Source organism: Nonomuraea sp. NPDC004186 (assembly GCF_053603495.1).
Window position 1 is genome coordinate 93083 of the sequence record NZ_JBSGFQ010000008.1, and the last position, 15845, is coordinate 108927.

Annotated in this window: 15 protein-coding genes; 8 read left to right on the forward strand and 7 right to left on the reverse strand. The window is 71.1% G+C overall.

What is annotated here, in order from left to right; all coding sequences use genetic code 11:
• Positions 1 to 17: 17 nt before the first annotated feature.
• The 3 genes from ACWEPL_RS08920 to ACWEPL_RS08930 are packed head-to-tail and all read right to left on the reverse strand — an operon-like array spanning position 18 to position 3608.
• Positions 18 to 1328: an MFS transporter gene (locus tag ACWEPL_RS08920; RefSeq protein ID WP_452435651.1), complete on the reverse strand. Its 1311-nt coding sequence runs from the start codon at positions 1326 to 1328 to the stop codon at positions 18 to 20.
• 10 nt (positions 1329 to 1338) lie between these two features.
• Positions 1339 to 2856 (reverse strand): acyl-CoA synthetase, encoded by a 1518-nt coding sequence (locus ACWEPL_RS08925; protein ID WP_452435652.1) that lies wholly within the window; start codon positions 2854 to 2856, stop codon positions 1339 to 1341.
• Positions 2853 to 3608, reverse strand: coding sequence for an enoyl-CoA hydratase/isomerase family protein (locus ACWEPL_RS08930; RefSeq protein ID WP_452435653.1), 756 nt, complete (start codon positions 3606 to 3608; stop codon positions 2853 to 2855). Before ACWEPL_RS08930 ends, ACWEPL_RS08925 begins: the two co-directional genes overlap by 4 nt.
• A 118-nt stretch (positions 3609 to 3726) precedes the next feature.
• Here ACWEPL_RS08930 and ACWEPL_RS08935 point away from each other — a divergent pair, with 118 nt between their 5' ends.
• On the forward strand, positions 3727 to 4620 hold the full coding sequence (locus ACWEPL_RS08935; RefSeq protein WP_350742003.1) for a LysR substrate-binding domain-containing protein: 894 nt from the start codon (positions 3727 to 3729) through the stop codon (positions 4618 to 4620).
• A 24-nt stretch (positions 4621 to 4644) separates the two neighbouring features.
• Here the strand turns inward: ACWEPL_RS08935 and ACWEPL_RS08940 are convergent, their stop codons facing one another.
• Complete coding sequence (locus ACWEPL_RS08940; protein WP_452435654.1) at positions 4645 to 5580, reverse strand: cupin domain-containing protein; 936 nt, start codon at positions 5578 to 5580, stop codon at positions 4645 to 4647.
• An 82-nt stretch (positions 5581 to 5662) separates the two neighbouring features.
• Between ACWEPL_RS08940 and ACWEPL_RS08945 the strand changes: the two genes are divergently transcribed.
• Together ACWEPL_RS08945 and ACWEPL_RS08950 are read left to right on the forward strand one after the other, a co-directional pair.
• The gene (locus tag ACWEPL_RS08945) at positions 5663 to 6499 is read left to right on the forward strand and encodes an NAD(P)H-binding protein (protein WP_452435655.1); all 837 of its coding nucleotides are present in this window, start codon (positions 5663 to 5665) and stop codon (positions 6497 to 6499) included.
• A 477-nt stretch (positions 6500 to 6976) separates the two neighbouring features.
• Positions 6977 to 7132, forward strand: a complete 156-nt coding sequence (locus ACWEPL_RS08950; RefSeq protein ID WP_363967933.1) for a hypothetical protein — start codon at positions 6977 to 6979, stop codon at positions 7130 to 7132.
• A 102-nt stretch (positions 7133 to 7234) separates the two neighbouring features.
• Here ACWEPL_RS08950 and ACWEPL_RS08955 read toward each other — a convergent pair whose 3' ends face one another.
• Positions 7235 to 7543 (reverse strand): hypothetical protein, encoded by a 309-nt coding sequence (locus ACWEPL_RS08955; protein WP_452435656.1) that lies wholly within the window; start codon positions 7541 to 7543, stop codon positions 7235 to 7237.
• A 435-nt stretch (positions 7544 to 7978) separates the two neighbouring features.
• Here ACWEPL_RS08955 and ACWEPL_RS08960 point away from each other — a divergent pair, with 435 nt between their 5' ends.
• A complete protein-coding gene (locus ACWEPL_RS08960) occupies positions 7979 to 8719 on the forward strand; it encodes an SDR family NAD(P)-dependent oxidoreductase (RefSeq protein WP_363967929.1) in 741 nt (246 codons plus the stop codon).
• A 97-nt stretch (positions 8720 to 8816) separates the two neighbouring features.
• Here the strand turns inward: ACWEPL_RS08960 and ACWEPL_RS08965 are convergent, their stop codons facing one another.
• On the reverse strand, positions 8817 to 9773 hold the full coding sequence (locus tag ACWEPL_RS08965) for an aldo/keto reductase (RefSeq protein ID WP_452435657.1): 957 nt from the start codon (positions 9771 to 9773) through the stop codon (positions 8817 to 8819).
• 76 nt (positions 9774 to 9849) lie between these two features.
• Here ACWEPL_RS08965 and ACWEPL_RS08970 point away from each other — a divergent pair, with 76 nt between their 5' ends.
• A complete protein-coding gene (locus tag ACWEPL_RS08970; RefSeq protein ID WP_363967925.1) occupies positions 9850 to 10470 on the forward strand; it encodes a TetR/AcrR family transcriptional regulator in 621 nt (206 codons plus the stop codon).
• Between the two features lie 228 nt (positions 10471 to 10698).
• On the opposite strand, the gene ACWEPL_RS08975 is transcribed toward ACWEPL_RS08970, so the two are convergent.
• A complete protein-coding gene (locus ACWEPL_RS08975) occupies positions 10699 to 11628 on the reverse strand; it encodes a hypothetical protein (RefSeq protein ID WP_452435738.1) in 930 nt (309 codons plus the stop codon).
• 316 nt (positions 11629 to 11944) lie between these two features.
• Here ACWEPL_RS08975 and ACWEPL_RS08980 point away from each other — a divergent pair, with 316 nt between their 5' ends.
• From ACWEPL_RS08980 to ACWEPL_RS08990, 3 genes are read left to right on the forward strand one after another with little or no spacing between them, the layout of a single operon-like run.
• Positions 11945 to 12958: a LacI family DNA-binding transcriptional regulator gene (locus ACWEPL_RS08980; RefSeq protein WP_350742018.1), complete on the forward strand. Its 1014-nt coding sequence runs from the start codon at positions 11945 to 11947 to the stop codon at positions 12956 to 12958.
• Positions 12959 to 12966: 8 nt separating this feature from the next.
• Positions 12967 to 14571 (forward strand): FAD-dependent oxidoreductase, encoded by a 1605-nt coding sequence (locus tag ACWEPL_RS08985; protein WP_452435658.1) that lies wholly within the window; start codon positions 12967 to 12969, stop codon positions 14569 to 14571.
• Positions 14572 to 14590: 19 nt separating this feature from the next.
• Positions 14591 to 15844 (forward strand): ABC transporter substrate-binding protein, encoded by a 1254-nt coding sequence (locus tag ACWEPL_RS08990; RefSeq protein WP_452435659.1) that lies wholly within the window; start codon positions 14591 to 14593, stop codon positions 15842 to 15844.
• Position 15845: the final 1 nt, after the last annotated feature.

Genomic DNA, 15845 nt, shown 5'->3' on the forward strand with positions numbered 1-15845 from the left:
CGGGCCGGCTCCGCCGGTCAGGCCCCGCTGGTGACCTCGTCCACGCCCCGGTCCAGCCGCAGGCCGCGGGTCTCCCTGAACGAGGTCAGCACCACCACCAGCGACACGGCCGCGAGCCCCACCATGTAGTAGGCGGGCGCGACGGCGCTGCCCGTCGCGGAGACCAGCCCGGTCGCCGCGAACGGGGCGGTGCCGCCGAACAGCACGTACGCCGCCGTGTACCCGATGGCCGAGCCGCTCGCCCGCACCTTCGCGGGGAACATCTCCACCAGCGCGGGCACGTTGGAGGTGCCGATCACCGCCACGAGCATCGCCAGCACCGACGTGCCGACCATCGCCCCGGCCAGGCTCGACCCCATCAGCCAGAACGCCGGCAGCGGCAGCAGCACGAAGCCCGCGCACGCGACGACGAGCATGGGCCGGCGGCCGAACCGGTCGCTGGCCGCCGCCGCGAACAGGCAGGCCACGCTGTAGGCGAGCATCGAGACCACGTTCGTGAGCTGGGCCTGGCTCTTGGTGTAGCCGAGCTCCTCCGACATGTACGCGATCATGTAGCTGCTCATCAGGTAGTACCCGACGGCGTTCGTGATGCTGTAGCCGAAGAGCGTCGCGATCTGGCGACCGCAGCGGCGTACGGCCTCGCGCAGCGGCGCCGGCTCGACCGCGTCGTGCTGCTGCAGCGACCGGAACACGGGCGTGTCCTCGACCTTGGACCGCAGGTACAGGCCGATGAGCCCGAGCGGCGCCGCCAGCAGGAACGGGATGCGCCAGCCCCAGCTCTGCAGCGCCTCGGTCGTGACCGTCGAGGTGATCAGGAAGCCGACGCCGGAGCCCGCCACGCTGGCCAGGCCCACGGTCACCGGCACGGCGGCGGCGAAGCGGGCCCGCCGCCCCTCCGGCGCGTACTCCACGATGAACGCCGACGCCCCCGTGTACTCGCCGCCGGTCGAGAACCCCTGGGCGCAGCGCAGCAGGAACAGCAGGATCGGCGCGGCCATGCCCCAGGAGGCGTAGGTGGGCAGGATGCCGATGAGGAACGTGGCGCCGCTCATCGTCAGGATAGTCAGCGCCAGCATCCTGTTGCGGCCGAGGCGGTCGCCGTACCTGCCGAAGAAGGCGGCCCCGAGGGGGCGGGCGACGAACCCGCCCGCGAAGATCGCCCAGGTGGCGAGCAGCCCGGCCGTCGTGTCGTAGTCGGGGAAGAACAGCTTGGCGATCGTCGCGGACATCACCGCGTACGCCGCCGAGTCGAACCATTCGACGAAGTTGCCGATGGCGGAGGCCAGGGTGACCTTGCGCCGGACGTCAGTGGAGGCGTGGGGGGTCATTGCTTGCTCCCTATTTCTGGTGACGGAGTCGGAGCTGGGCGCGCTGGATCTTCCCGGTCGCCGACCGGGGCAGCTCGTCCACGAACTCGATCTCCCTGGGGTAGGCGAAGCGCGAGTGCGTGGTCTTGGCGAACTCGCGGATCTGCCGTGCCAGCTCCTCGCCCGGCAGGTGGCCGGGCGCCGGCCGGATCCACGCCTTGACGGCCTGGCCGCGTACGGGGTCGGGTACCCCGGCCACGCCCACGTCCGCGACGGCGGGATGGGCGCGCAGCGCCTCCTCGATCTCGTCGGGGCCGACGCGGTAGCCGGAGGTCTTGATCACGTCGTCGACGCGGCCGAGGAACCAGTAGTAGCCGTCCTCGTCCACCCGCGCGTGATCCTTGGTGTGGAACCACTCGCCGCCGAACACCTCCCGGGAGGGCTCGGGGCGGTTCCAGTAGCCGAGCGGGAACTGCGGGTTGCTCCGCGCCCGCAGGCAGATCTCGCCGACCTCGCCCGCCGGGACCGGCCGCTCGTGCTCGTCGAGGAGCGCCACGTCCCAGCCGGGCAGCGGCCGCCCCATGGACCCCTCCTTGACCGGGACGCCGGGGAAGTTCCCGATCAGCGGGTACGACTCCGTGGAGCCGTAGTAGTCGAGCAGCGTGACCCCGAACTGGTCGCGGAACCAGCCGATCAGGTCGGCGGTGAGCGGCTCGTTGGCGCAGCAGATCGTACGGAACCGCTGCGGATGACGGCGGCCCGCGTCGGGCAGTTGCTCGCGCATCTTGCGCAGGAACGTGGGGTTGACCAGGCCGGTCGTGACGCCGTTGCGCGCCATGCTGGCCAGCAGCCCCTCCGGGTCGAACCCGGCCGCCGGACGGTAGACCAGGTGCGTCGCGCCCGCCCTGAGCGGACCCATGAGCTTGGCCATCGACCAGGCCCACTCTCCCGCGCCGTAGAAGACGTCGCCGGGACGCAGGTCGTGGCAGTGCCGGAACTCGTTGTGGCCGAGCAGCGTGCGGTGCGCGTGCACGATGCCCTTGGCGGGGCCGGTCGTGCCGGAGGTGTAGAAGATCAGCGCGGGGTCGTCGGCGGCGGTGTCGGCGTCCTCGAACTCCGGCGTCAGCAGGCCGATCGCCGGGTCGTCCACGTCGACCACGGTCCCGCCGTACCCGCTCGCCCGCCGGATCGCGCCCGCCTCGGTGACCAGCACGGACGCGCCCGAGTCGGCGAGCCGGTAGGCGATCTGGTCGTCGGCCCAGAGCAGGGACATGGTCACGAGCACGGCGCCGGTACGCAGCACGCCCAGGTACGTCGCCGGGGTGTCGGTGCGCTGGGGGAGCATGACCGCGACCCGGTCGCCGGGGCGGACGCCGAGGCCGTGCAGGCAGGCGGCCACCTGGCGGGAGCGGTCCTGCACGGCGCCCCAGCGGACCTCCTCGCGCGCTCCCGTGTGATCCTCGAAGATCAGCGCCAGGTTCTCGCGGGGGTGGCGGTCGGCCACGTCCACGGCCATGTTGTAGCGTCCGGGAACGCTCCACTCGGTCACTTGGCGCGTTCCTTCAGAAAACGGGCCATCTCCCGCTGGGGTTCGCCCGTGGCGTACGCGGCGGCGTGCACCTTCTTCGCCGCCGCGACCGAGTCGGCCAGGGCGTCCCGCTCCAGCTCCCTGAGCCGGCCCTTCGTCAGCGCCACCGCACCGGAGGGCAGCGCGGCCAGTTCCTTGGCCTGCGCCACGGCTGCGGCCAGCACGTCGTTCTCCGCCACGAGCCTGGTCAGCAGGCCGAGCCGCTCCGCCTCCGCCCCGTACACCAGGCGTCCGGTCAGCGCGAACTCGATGGTCTTCGCGCGGCCGAGCACGCCCCACATGGCCCAGATGCCGGTGATGCTCGGGATGCCCGACAGCACCTCCGGCTGGCCCATCCGGGTGCCCGCGTGGCCGATGCGCAGGTCGGCCAGCAGCGCGAACTGGAACCCCGACCCGGCCGCCACCCCGTTCACCGCGGCCACGACCGGCTTGTCCAGGTCGAGCACCGCGCGGTAGAGCCGGTCGAAGCCGTCGATCCAGGCGTCGGAGGCGGCGTGGTCGTCGGGGTCGATCCCGGCCGTCTCACCCAGGTCCTGACCGGCGCAGAAGGCGCGCCCCGCCCCCGTGAGGACGACGGCGCCCACCTCCGGGTCGGCGCCCGCCGCGCGCAGCAGCTCGATCAGCCGCTCCCGCATCCCGGCGGTCCAGGCGTTCAGCTTCTCCGGGCGGTTCAAGGTGATCACCGCGACGGGTCCGTCACGGTCCAGCAGCACACTCACTAGCGTCCCTCCGCAGGTCAACGGGCTTGTCGGGGATATAACCAGGTCCTGCGGGGTGCTGGCCAACATCAATGTGGACTCTTGGCGATATCAGAGCGATATGGTCAGGCTGATGGAGCTACGCCACCTGCGGTATTTCGTCATGGTCGCCGAGGAGCTGCACTTCGGCCGGGCCGCCGAGCGGCTGCACATGGCGCAGCCGCCGCTGTCCCAGCGCATCCGCGACCTGGAGCGGGAGCTGGGCGTCCGGCTGTTCGACCGCAACCCGCACCGTGTCTCGCTCACCGAGGCCGGCGCGCTGCTGCTCGAGCACGCGCGCGGGGTGCTGGAGCGGGCGGACGCGGCCCGCGAGGCCATGCGCCGCATCCGCCCGGGCGACTCGGGCGTGCTCCGGGCCGGGGTGCCGCCGGACACGACGCCGATGGCGCTCAGGACGCTGGTGGCCACGTTCGCCGAGCGCGTTCCCGACGTGCTGCTGGAGCTGCACGAGCTGACCACCGCCAGCCAGCTCGCCAAGCTGCGCGCGGAGGAGCTCGACGTGGGCCTCGTCCGGCATCCCTGCGACACGGTGGGGCTGGAGTCGAGCGAGGTCGTCCACCGGCGGCTCGGCGTGGTGCTGCCCGCCGGCCACCGCGCGGCCGGTCAGGAGGTGGTACGCCTGCGCTCGCTCGACGGGTCACCGCTGGTGATCTTCCCCCGGGAGATGGCGCCTCAGCTGTACGACCACGTGCTGGAGGCGTGCCGGGACAACGGGTTCCTGCCCGGCGCGATCAGGCACGCCAGAAACCCTCACTTCGTGCACGGCCTCGTCATGTCGGGGCTGGGGGCGCACCTCAACGAGGAGCCGTACGACGAGCTGCCCGCCGGGCTGGTGTGGCGGCCGATCGACGAACCCCGGCTGACCTGGTCGACCTCGGCGGTGTGGCTGCCGGTGCAGGGCGGCGAGGTCGCCACCGCCTTCGCCGCCGCGGCCCTCGCGGGGCTGCGCGAGGTCGGCCATGCCTAGCGCCGCGGTCCGCGACGGCGGAGGTCAGCGGGCCTGGCGGCGCCAGACCGAGGGGCTGAGAGCGCGGGCGCGCTTGAACGCCACGCTGAAGGCGAAGGCGTCCTCGTACCCGACCTGCCGCGCCACGGTGGCGACGGTCGCCTCGGTGTCACGGAGCAGGTCCGCCGCCAGGGCCATGCGCCAGCCGGTGAGGTAGGTGAGCGGGGGCTCGCCGACCAGGCCGGTGAAGCGCGCGGCGAAGGCGGCGCGGGACATGCCGACCTTGGCGGCCAGCTCGGCGACCGTCCATCGGTGGGCGGGGGCCTCGTGCAGCAGGCGCAGTACGTCCCCGATCGCGGGGTCGGCCAGCGCCCGATGCCAGGCGGGCAGGGCCGGATCCGGCCTGGCGCACCATGCGCGCAACGCCAGCACGAGCACCAGATCCAGCAGGCGGTCGAGGATGGCGTCCTGGCCGGGTTCGTCGCAGGCGATCTCGGTGGCCAGCAGATCCAGCGCCGCTCGGGTCCGCGGCCCGGCGGGCACGACCGCCAGCGGCGGGAGCATGTCCAGCAGGCGGTCGCCCACGTCGCCGCGGAGTTCGTACGCGCCCCGGATCATGACCGTGGCCCCGGGCAGGCCGTCACCGTAGGTGCGGGGCGCCAGGCTCCGGTTCGCCGCCACCTGGTCGCCGCCGACGGCGTACTTCTTCTGTCCCTGAATCACCACCTGGGGTGGGGTGGAGGGGCTGTCGGCGATCGTGTAGCGGCTCGTGGCGCTGATGAGGGCGATGTCACCGGCGGCGAGATGGACGGGGGCGGCGTCCTCGCCGAGCCGGACCGACGCGTGGCCGCCGAGCGTGGCCACGACCGTGAGCGGGGGAGCGTCGGCGAAGCCCAGCGACCACGGCGGCCGCTGGACCAGCTTCCTGACCAGCGCGTTCCTGGCGCGGGCCCGGTGCAGCAGATCGCTCAGGACATCCATGCCCATCACGGTAGACGATCACAAAGGTATCCCGGATGTTCTCCCATGGATCGTCTTCGCGTTGTGGAGTTCCCTTGGGGGAATGACGAACATCCTCATCCTGGGCGGCAACGGCAAGACCGGCCGCCGCATCGTCCGGCGTCTGCGGAGCGCCGGCCATCCGGTACGGGCGGTGGCCCGTACCAGCGGAGACCTCCCCTTCGACCTGGGCGATCCGACGACGTGGGCGCCCGCGCTCGACGGCGTCACCGCCGCCTACCTCATGGAGCCGGACCTGCGGGGGAGCGTCGACCACCGCGCGCGCATCCCCGGGTTCGTGGCCGAGGCGGTCGCGTCGGGGGTGCGGCGGCTGGTGCTGCTGTCGGCCTACGGCGTCGGCGAGGCCGGCGACAGCCATCCCCTCAAGCCCGCCGAGCAGGCCGTGCGCGACTCCGGCGTCGGCTGGACCATCCTGCGGCCGGACTGGTTCGCGCAGAACTTCAGTGAGAGCTTCTGGCGGCAGGGGGTTCTCTCCGGGGAGCTGGTCCTGCCCGCCGGTGACGGGGGTACGCCGTTCATCGACGCCGAGGACATCGCCGAGGTCGCCGCGGCCGCGCTCACCGAGGACCGCCATGGCGGCCGGACCTACCAGCTGACCGGACCGCGGGTGATCGGCTTCGGCGAGGCGGCCGACCTCATCGGCAAGGCCACCGGGCGTACGATCCGTCACGTCGACGTCGAGCCCGAGGTCTTCGTCGAGCGTCAGGTCGCCAATGGCGTCCCCGCCGACGTCGCCCGGCTGCTCACCGGCCTCTTCGTGGCCGTCCGCGACGGCCGGGGCTCGCCGGTCTCGGACGGCGTGGAACGGGCCCTCGGCCGGCCGCCGAGGTCGTTCGAGGACTACGTCGTCGAGACCGCCGCCGCCGGCCACTGGGACTGACCACCGAGGGCTGCCGGATGTGCCGCGTCCGCCGGGCAGGAAGCGATGGGCGCAGAGCGGGACCAGCTTCGGCGCCCATCGCCGGCCCGTGCCCCGCGATCCGGCGCGCCTCCTCCTCGCCGTCGCGCCAGTCCGGCCAAGGGCATTCCCAACCTCGCTGCCCGCGATGCTAGGGTCCGGCCATGGATCACGAGCGATCAACGGGGCCGACCGGCTTCAGGTAGTCCGCCAGGAGATCCCTGGCGGTGCTACCAGGGGAGCCCCATGTCCCGCACCGCCCATCACCTTGACCGCCCGATTCCCGCTGGAGGTGATCGGCGGGGAGACCCGTGGCGATCGGTGACGATAGCCGATCTCCGTTACAGCGCCGCGTGCCTGCGCGAGGCAGAACGAGCCGGTCATCGACCATGCCCGGCCTGCGTCCGCCGCAGGGTCGACGTCTACTCCTGGGCCAGGGCCGATCGTCGGGACCGGTCGGTGGCGGAATGGGCCAAGATCGAAGAGCGCCGAGCGCGCCAGCGCCTGCGTCTCCAGCTCGAAGCGATCCGCCAGAGCGCCAACGCCACCGAGGCCGTCGACGATCTCGAGGTCCACCCTGCCCGACACCGTCGCAACGCCATCTGGCTGTACTGATCAGGAGATACCCCCTCTATCGGTACGGCCTGCCGCGTACCCGTACCGGCGGCACCCCGAGCGTCTCGACGACCGCTGTGCCGCCGGGCCTCTGGGATCGGCTCAGTTGAGCGCCTGGAAGCTGCCGATGTTGCCGTACCTGTCCTCGCCGGGCTCGACCGGGTCGAAGATCCTGGTCCGGCAGTCGAAGTCCGGGAAGATCAGGATCGTGCCCCGGGTCCGGTTCACCACGGCGGTGTCGTCGCCGAAGCCCTGATGGCAGACGAAGGGCTCCGGATCGACGACCGTCGCCACCTGGCCGTCAGATGAGTAGAGGCGTACGAACCCTGGCGCGGCGGAGGCGGGACCGGCGCAGGCGAGCACGAGCGCGCCGGCGGCGGCCATGGCTGAGAGGGCGGAAAAACGTCGCATCGGGTTTCCTTTCGGGGAGCTGATCAGGGAATATAACATTCTGTAGTCGATCTGCTACCGAAAATAACGACCGCTGCGGGTACATCGTTGTTTCCTCGGAAGGCGCTGACGACCAGGTTCGGTGTCGAAAGCGGAGCCATGACCTCGGTGTCCCGGTGGCCTCGGCGGTGCGGACTGATGAGCACGACCAGTCCTTCTGCGCCGAACGAATCTACATCGTAAAGGCGTCGGGCGGGAATGGTGCAACAACCTGACCAACATCCGACCTTCGCCCCGAGTGGATCGTCGGACGTCGCGTGTATTGTGGCTGTTCAGGGGCATATTCGGTCACGGGAGTCGGGCTGAACGTTGATGGCCGGCAGAGGGTGTGATCGCGGTCCTGGTCCTCGCTGGAGCGGTCTCAGGCTCGGCATTTCTCTGATCAAAGGCTCGATCATGGAACTTCAGAACCAGACCGCGCTGGTGACCGGAGGCGGCTCGGGCATCGGCCGGGCGGCCGCGCTGGCGCTCGCCCGCGAGGGGGCCTTCGTCATCGTCGCCGGTCGCAGCGCCGATCGCCTCACCGAGACGGTCGCGGAGATCGAGGCCGCGGGTGGCAGGGCTCGTGCCGTTCCCACGGATCTCAACGACCTGGACGCGCTGCAGCGGCTTGCCGACGAGGCCGGCGACGTCGACATCCTGGTCAACAACGCGGGCGTCTACCCCTTCATGCCGACCCCGAAGCAGGATCTGGAGTCGTTCATGCAGGTGTTCGACACCAACGTGCGGGGGCCGTTCTTCCTGACCGCCGCCCTCGCGCCGAGGATGGGGGCCAAGGGGTCCGGCAGCATCGTCAATGTCAGCTCGATCGCCGCTCTTCAGGGCATCCCGGACGCCGCCGCGTACGGGGCGACGAAGGCCGCTCTCGACGCCCTCACTCGCTCTTGGGCCGCCGAGTTCGGCGATCGCGGGGTGCGGGTCAACTCCGTCGCCCCTGGCAACACCAGGACCGACAACGTGGTGAAGGCCCTCGGTGAAGAGATGTTCGAGGAGTGGGGGCGTACGGGCAACCCGCTCGGCCGCCTCGGCCGTCCGGAGGAGGTCGCCGAAGCGATCCTCTTCCTCGCCTCCCCGCGGTCGAGCTATATCACCGGGGTCACCCTGCCGGTCGACGGCGGCTACGTCGCGCGCGGCTGAGCCGGCTTCGGCGGGGTCGGGTCCGTCGCGGTGTCCGACCAGCTCGCGAACAAACGCCGTATCCCGGCCCCAGCGGACCTCAGCGTCGAGCGGGGGATCAGCCGAGCGGGACCTCTGCCGAGCGGGAGGGGACGGCGTCGAGCGTGTTGAGCGTGGCGCGGTCGAAGGTGATCGTGGCGGCGGCGATGTTCTCTTCGAGGTGCTTGATGCTGGAGGTGCCGGGGATGAGCAGGACGTGGGGGGCGTGGTGCAGCAGCCAGGCGAGGCCGACCTGTGAGGGTGTGCGGTCGAGGGACGCCGCCGCGGTGAGGACGGCCGCCTCGTCGGTCACCTTCGGCATCTGGGGGAAGGCGCCACCGAGGGGGAAGAACGGGACCCAGGAGATCCCCTCGGCCTGGCACAGCTGGAGCAGGGCTTCGTCGTCGCGGGTGACGAGGCTGTAGGCGTTCTGTACGCAGGCGATGCCGGCCGGTATCGCCCGGCGCAGCCCGTCGAGGGTGACGCTGCCCAGCCCGATCGCGCCGATCTTGCCCTCGTCGCGCATCGCCGTCATCACGGCGAGCTGGTCGTCGAGGTCGACCGCCTGTTCGCCCGTGGCCCGTAGTCCGGGGCCGGCGTCCAGGCGGCGCAGGTTCACGACCGGGATCTGCTCCAGGCCGAGGCTGATGAGATTGTCCTCGACGCTGGCGCGGAGTTCTTCGGGTCGCTGTGCGGGGCGCAGTGGGATCGGGCCGCCGGGGTTGGGGTCGGCGCCGACCTTGCTGACGACCATGACGTCGTCCTGCGGCCGGATCGCTTCGCGCAGGAGCTCGTTGGCGAAGCCGTTGCCGTAGAACTGGGCGGTGTCGATGTGGTCGACGCCGAGGTCGATCGCGCGGCGCAGGAGCGCCAGGGCCGTATCGCGGTCGTGGTGCAGGCGTTCGAGCTGTGCGGTGCCGTAGCCGACGCGGGAGACGGCACGTCCGGCGAACGGCGCGGTCCCGCCGGGCCGAAGGGCGTTGACCGGCTGTTCGTCGGAAAGGGGGTTGCTGGAGGCCATGAGGATCCCGTCCACGTAGGATGTCAGAGATAACGGAGGATCCTCCGCTATCTCTGACTGACTATAGAGCAATACCGGAGGTTCCTCCGCTTTGAGTTCGCCCGAATCGGCGTCCGCCGGCACCTCCGCCGAGCGGCCGGCCGCGACACAGCGCCCGCTGCGTGCCCACGCCCAGCGCAACCGGGACACGCTCATCGCCGTCGCCCGGACCGCCTTCGCGGCGGCCGACGACACCGTCCCGCTCGAAAGCATCGCCCGTGAGGCGGGTGTCGGCATCGGCACCCTCTATCGCCATTTCCCCACCCGCGAAGCGCTGGTGGAGGCCGTCTACGCCGCCGAGCTCGACGACATCGCCACGAGCGCCCCCGCCCTGCTCGAACGGTTCCCGCCGCAGATCGCGCTGCGCGCCTGGATGGAGCGGTACGCGGCGTTCAGTGCGGTGAAACGCGGGATGGCCGACGCGCTGCGCGCCGGCCAGGCCTCGGGCCGTATCCCGACCTCCACCACCAGGGAACGCATCACCGCCGCGATCGCGATGATCCTCGCCAAGGGGGCCGAAACGGGCTCACTCCGTGCGGACGTCGACCCGGACGAGGTCACCACGATGCTCCTGGGCATCTTTCTCGCCACGGCGGCCCGCGATACCCCCGAGCAGACCGGCCGGCTCCTGGACCTGCTCGTCGATGCCCTCCTCCCCGGGGCGGGCCGGTAGCGGCGGGCCCGGGGCAGCCCGCGCCCAGCGACAGGACCGAGCGTGCGGAGGTGGCACGCCCACGGATCGCGCCGCACTCCTGACGTGATGGCACTCAGCCCACCGGGCGATCGCGAGGTGTTCGGTGAGGAAGAGGCGGGCGTCGCTGTCAGGACGGGTCGCTCCGGGGGTCCGGCCTGACAGCGAGGTCGTCGACGGGCGAGAGGGTGGCCCAGACGTGCGGGCAGGTCAGGCGGGAACGGCGCGGGCGATGCAGATGCGAGCCTGCAGCCGGGGCCCGGCCTCGTAGAACATGAACTCGACCCCGCCCTGGGTGCCGAACGAGGGCGCGGCCACGCGGCCGTTGTCCGAGGCGATCGGCGAGTGGAAGACGCCGAGGTGGACCTCTTTGTCGAAGGCGTTGCCGACCTCGGTGATGCGCATGTTGCCGTCGTTGCCGTGGTACGCGACGTACGTGGTGCCGTTGCGCTTGACCAGGGACGGGCCCGAGATGTCGGTCACGCCGTCGGGTTCGGGGTTGACCAGCGGTTGCTGGCTGAACTGCCAGCCGTCCCAGCCGTTGGGGGACCAGCCGTAGAAGAGGCGGCGGCCGTTCTTCACGCCCATGAAGACCATGACGTACTTGTTGCCGCGGCCCGGAAGGGAATGCTCGAAGACCCGGGCGTAGGAGGTCTCGGAGGTGCCGGACACCAGGCGGGTGCTCAGGATGGGGGTCTCGTCGGTGAAGGTGATGCCGTCGGTGGAGCGGGCCACGCGGGTGGTGAAGTTCTCGCCGTGGAAGTAGCAGAAGAACTGCTTCGTGGCGGCGTCCCAGGTGACGTGCGGCGAGGACACGTGGCTGACCGTCGTGGTGGGCAGGTACCTGTCGATGATCGGGTTGCCGCTGTAGTCGTGGAACGGGCCCTCCAAGGTGTCGCTGAAGGCCACGCAGATGCCGCCGGGGTTCTCATGAGGGGCGTAGTAGAGGTAGTAGCGCGAGCGCGGGTTGTCGAGCTTGTCATACACCCCTCTGATGCAGGGGAAGATGAACTCCCCGGTGCGGTTGTAGTGCAGGGGGAGGGCCAGAGCGTCCCGCACGTATCGGAACACCGGCATGCCCGCCGGCTGGGCGGCGGTCCCGGCGCCGGCCGGCCGGGCGACGAGGCCGGCGGTGGCCACGGCGCCCAAAGACCCGGCACCCAGAGAAGCGGCGCCGCGTAACACGCCGCGTCGGGTGGGCGGACGTAAGTCCCGGCCTGATTGATGGATGGTCAACATGCCCTCCGATCCTGGTCGCGACAGGCGATGGGCGCCGTGCGGCCGGCAATGCCTTCGGCCCGCCGTCGTCGGCGTCACTGTATGTTGCCATGGCTGGAGGAAGCCGTACCACCTGATAATACGAATTACTCAGCGATTATCTCTTGACGCCCAGCTCTGCCCGGTCCCAGAATGACCGAACTAATACGCATTATCGAAACGACAGGTGATACGCACTGTGACTGCTTCAGGGCGGCGGCTGACGCAGCAGGACATCGCGCGCATGGCTGGAGTGAGCCAGACGACGGTGTCCCTGGTGCTCAACGGAAGGGCCGAGGGCGAGGTACGGATCTCGCCCGAAACCCGCGATCGGGTCCTTCAGGTGATCAGGGAGACCGGGTACGTGGCCGACCCCGCCGCGCGTCGGCTCGTCGAGCGGCGCAACCGCATCTACGGCGTGTTCACCTACGAGGCCGTCTTCCCCGCGGAGAGCGCCGACTTCTATCACCCGTTCCTGGTCGGGATCGAGGAGTGCGTCGAGGAGGCGGGCTGCGACCTGCTGCTGTTCACCAGCGCCAAGGTGCAGCAGGGGGAGCGGCGGCGGATCTTCAGCGCGGAGAGCCGGATCCGGCTGGCCGACGGATGCGTCCTGCTCGGCCGGACGATCGACCGGGAGGATCTGTCCAGGCTGCTGTCCGAGGGCATTCCGTTCGTCTCGGTCGGCCGCCGCGACGACGCGGGCGGTCCGGTGCCGTACGTCGGAGCGGACTACCCGCCGGCGGTGCGCGCGCTGGTCGAGCGGGCGGCGGCGCTCGGGCACCGGCGGATGGCCTACGTCGGAGCGGGGGAGGGCCCGGAGTCCTACGCCGACCGGTTTCGCGGTTTCACCGAAGGGGTGGCCGCGACCGGCGTCGAGGGGCTGCACCTGACCACCGCGGACGGGCTGTTCGACTGCGGCGCGACCGTGGTGTTCGCCGAGGAACTGGCCGACGGCGTGGCCATCGCCGAGGCCGCCGAGGCCCGCGGGCTGGACGTGCCGCGCGACCTGTCCATGGTCGCGATGGGCGCGCCCACGAGGCCGGTGTCGACCGACATCGACTTCTCCGGGCTCCGCATCCCCCGGCGGGAGATGGGCCGCAGGGCCGTCGAGCTGCTCACCCAGGTGCTGGAACGCGGCGGCATCCCGCAGGAACTGCTGGTGTGCGAGCTGGTCGAGGGATCGACGCTGGCACCCGTACATGAGGAGAGGTAATCCCCCACGTGGTTGAGATATCGGCAGACGCGCTCGTCGTCGGCGGTGGGCTGGGCGGCGTGGCCGCCGCGCTGGCCCTGCTGCGGGCCGGGCGATCGGTGGTGCTCACCGAGGAGTACGACTGGCTGGGCGGCCAGCTCACCAGCCAGGCGGTGCCGCCGGACGAGCACACCTGGGTGGAGCGGTTCGGCGTCACGGCGAGCTACCGCGCGCTGCGTGACGGCATCCGGCGCTACTACCGCGACCATTACCCGCTGACCGAGCGGGCGCGGGCGTGGCCGGAGCTGAACCCGGGCGCCGGGCACGTCAGCAAGTTGTGCCACGAGCCCAGGGTCGCGTTCGCGGTCATCGAGGCCATGCTGGCCCCGTACCGGGGATCGGGCAGGCTGCGCGTGCTCCAGCCGTACCGGCCGGTCGGGGCCGAGGTGGACGGCGACCGCGTCACGGCCGTGCGGCTCGTGCACCGCGACGGGGGCGACGAGATCACCGCGGTGGCGCCGTACGTGCTGGACGCCACCGAGACCGGCGAGCTGCTGCCGCTGACCGGCACCGAGTACGTGACCGGCTTCGAGTCGCAGGCCGACACCGGCGAGCCGAGCGCCCCGGCGGCGGCGCAGCCGATGAACATGCAGGCCGTGTCCGTGTGCTTCGCGATCGACCACGTGGACGGTGACCACACCGTCGACAAGCCCGCGTCGTACGACTTCTGGCGCGCCTACCAGCCGCCCTTCTGGGGCGACCGGCTGCTGTCGTGGCGCTGCCCGAGCCCGCGGACGCTGGAGATCGTGGAGCGTTCCTTCACCCCGAACCCGGGTGACGACCCCCGCCTGGTGGCGGCCGACCAGCGGGTCAACCCGGGGGACGGCAACCTGTGGACGTTCCGCAGGATCGCCGCCCGCGACAACTTCCTGCCGGGCGCGTACGACAGCGACATCGCGCTGGTCAACTGGCCGATGATCGACTACCTGGAGGGGCCGGTCATCGACGTGCCGGACGCCGACCGGCACCTGGCGGCGGCCCGCGAGCTGTCGATGTCGGTGCTGTACTGGCTGCAGACCGAGGCCCCCCGCCACGACGGCGGCACCGGTTATCCGGGCCTGCGGCTGCGCGGCGACGTCACCGGCGGCGCCGACGGGCTCGCCCAGGCCCCCTACATCCGCGAGTCCCGGCGCGTCCGGGCCCTGACCACCGTCACCGAACAGGACCTGTCCGTGGCGGTACGCGGCGACAAGGGCGCCGTCTCCTATCACGACTCGGTGGGCGTGGGCATGTACCGCATCGACCTGCACCCGTCGACCGGCGGCGACAACTACATCGACGTCGCCTGCTCCCCGTTCGAGATCCCTCTCGGGGCGCTGATCCCGCAGCGGATGAGCAACCTGCTGCCCGCCTGCAAGAACATCGGCACCACCCACATCACCAACGGCGCCTACCGCCTGCACCCGGTGGAGTGGAACGTCGGGGAGGCGGCCGGCGCGCTCGCCGCCTTCTGCCTGGACCGCGCCACCACGCCGCACGCCGTGCGCGCGGACGGCCGGCTCCTGGCCGACTACCAGGACCGGCTCGTCCGCGACGGCGTGGAGCTGCGCTGGCCCGACGTCACCGGCTACTGACGCCAGAAGGAGATCCCCCATGAAAGCACCCCTGGCTGCCCTTGCGCTGGCCGCCCTCCTTACGGTCACCGCCTGTGGCGGCGGTGAAGCGCCGGCCGCGCAGGGCCCGCAGCCGCTGCGCATGTCGATCTGGACCTCCAACGAGGCCCACCTGAAGCTGTTCAAGGAGATCGCCGCCGAATACCGCACGTCCCACCCGCAGGTCGGCGAGATCACCTTCGACCCGATCCCGTTCGAGAACTACACCACCACGCTGACCACGCAGATCGCCGGCGGCAACGCCCCCGACCTGGCCTGGATCCTCGAGAACTCCGCCCCCGACTTCGTCGGCTCCGGCGCCCTCGTCCCGCTCAAGAGCAAGGTCGAGAACGCGGCCGAGCTGGTCCCCGCCGCCACCCGGCTGTGGGAGCGCGACGGCGAGCTGTACGCCTACCCGTTCTCCACCTCGCCTTTCGGCGTCTTCGTCAACACCGACCTGGTCAAGGCCGCGGGCCAGAAGGCGCCGCGCGAGCTGATCAAGGCCGGCCAGTGGGACTGGGAGCACGCCAACGAGATCAACAAGGCCGTGGCGGCGAAGGGCAAGAACGGCCTGACCATCCTCAACTTCGACTACAAGGCCTGGGACAACCTCGCCACCGTCTGGCAGGGCTGGGGCGCCAAGGCGTGGAGCGACGACGGCGGCACGTGCCAGTTCAACGCGCCCGAGATGGTCGAAGCCATGACGTTCATGCACAAGGCGATCTTCACCGACAAGTCCATACCGGGGCCGGGCACCTCCGTGGACTTCTTCTCCGGCGACACGGCGATGGCCGTCGCCCAGATCTCCCGCGCCGCCATGCTGAAGGACGCGACGTTCAAGTGGGACCTGGTGCCGCTGCCCGCCGGGCCGAAGGGCGAGTACGCGGTCATCGGCCAGGCCGGGATCGGCGTGCTGAAGAAGTCGCCCAGGGCCGCGCAGGCCGCCGACTTCCTGGCCTACTTCACCAACTCCGCGAACTCCGCCAAGCTCGCCGCGTACTTCCCGCCCGCGCGTACCTCCCTGCTGACGGCCGACACCATGGCCAAGACCAGCCCCCTGCTGAACGGCGATCAGCTCCAGAAGGTGGTGATCGACGGCATCGAGAAGGGCGTGGTCAAGCCCAGCCACAAGGGGCAGGCCGAGCTGGCCCAGACCGCCAGGGCCGCACTCGACCCGCTGTGGAAGCCGGACGCCGACGTCAAGGCGGTGCTGGACGGCGTGTGCGCGAAGATCCAGCCGCTGCTGGGCGGATGAC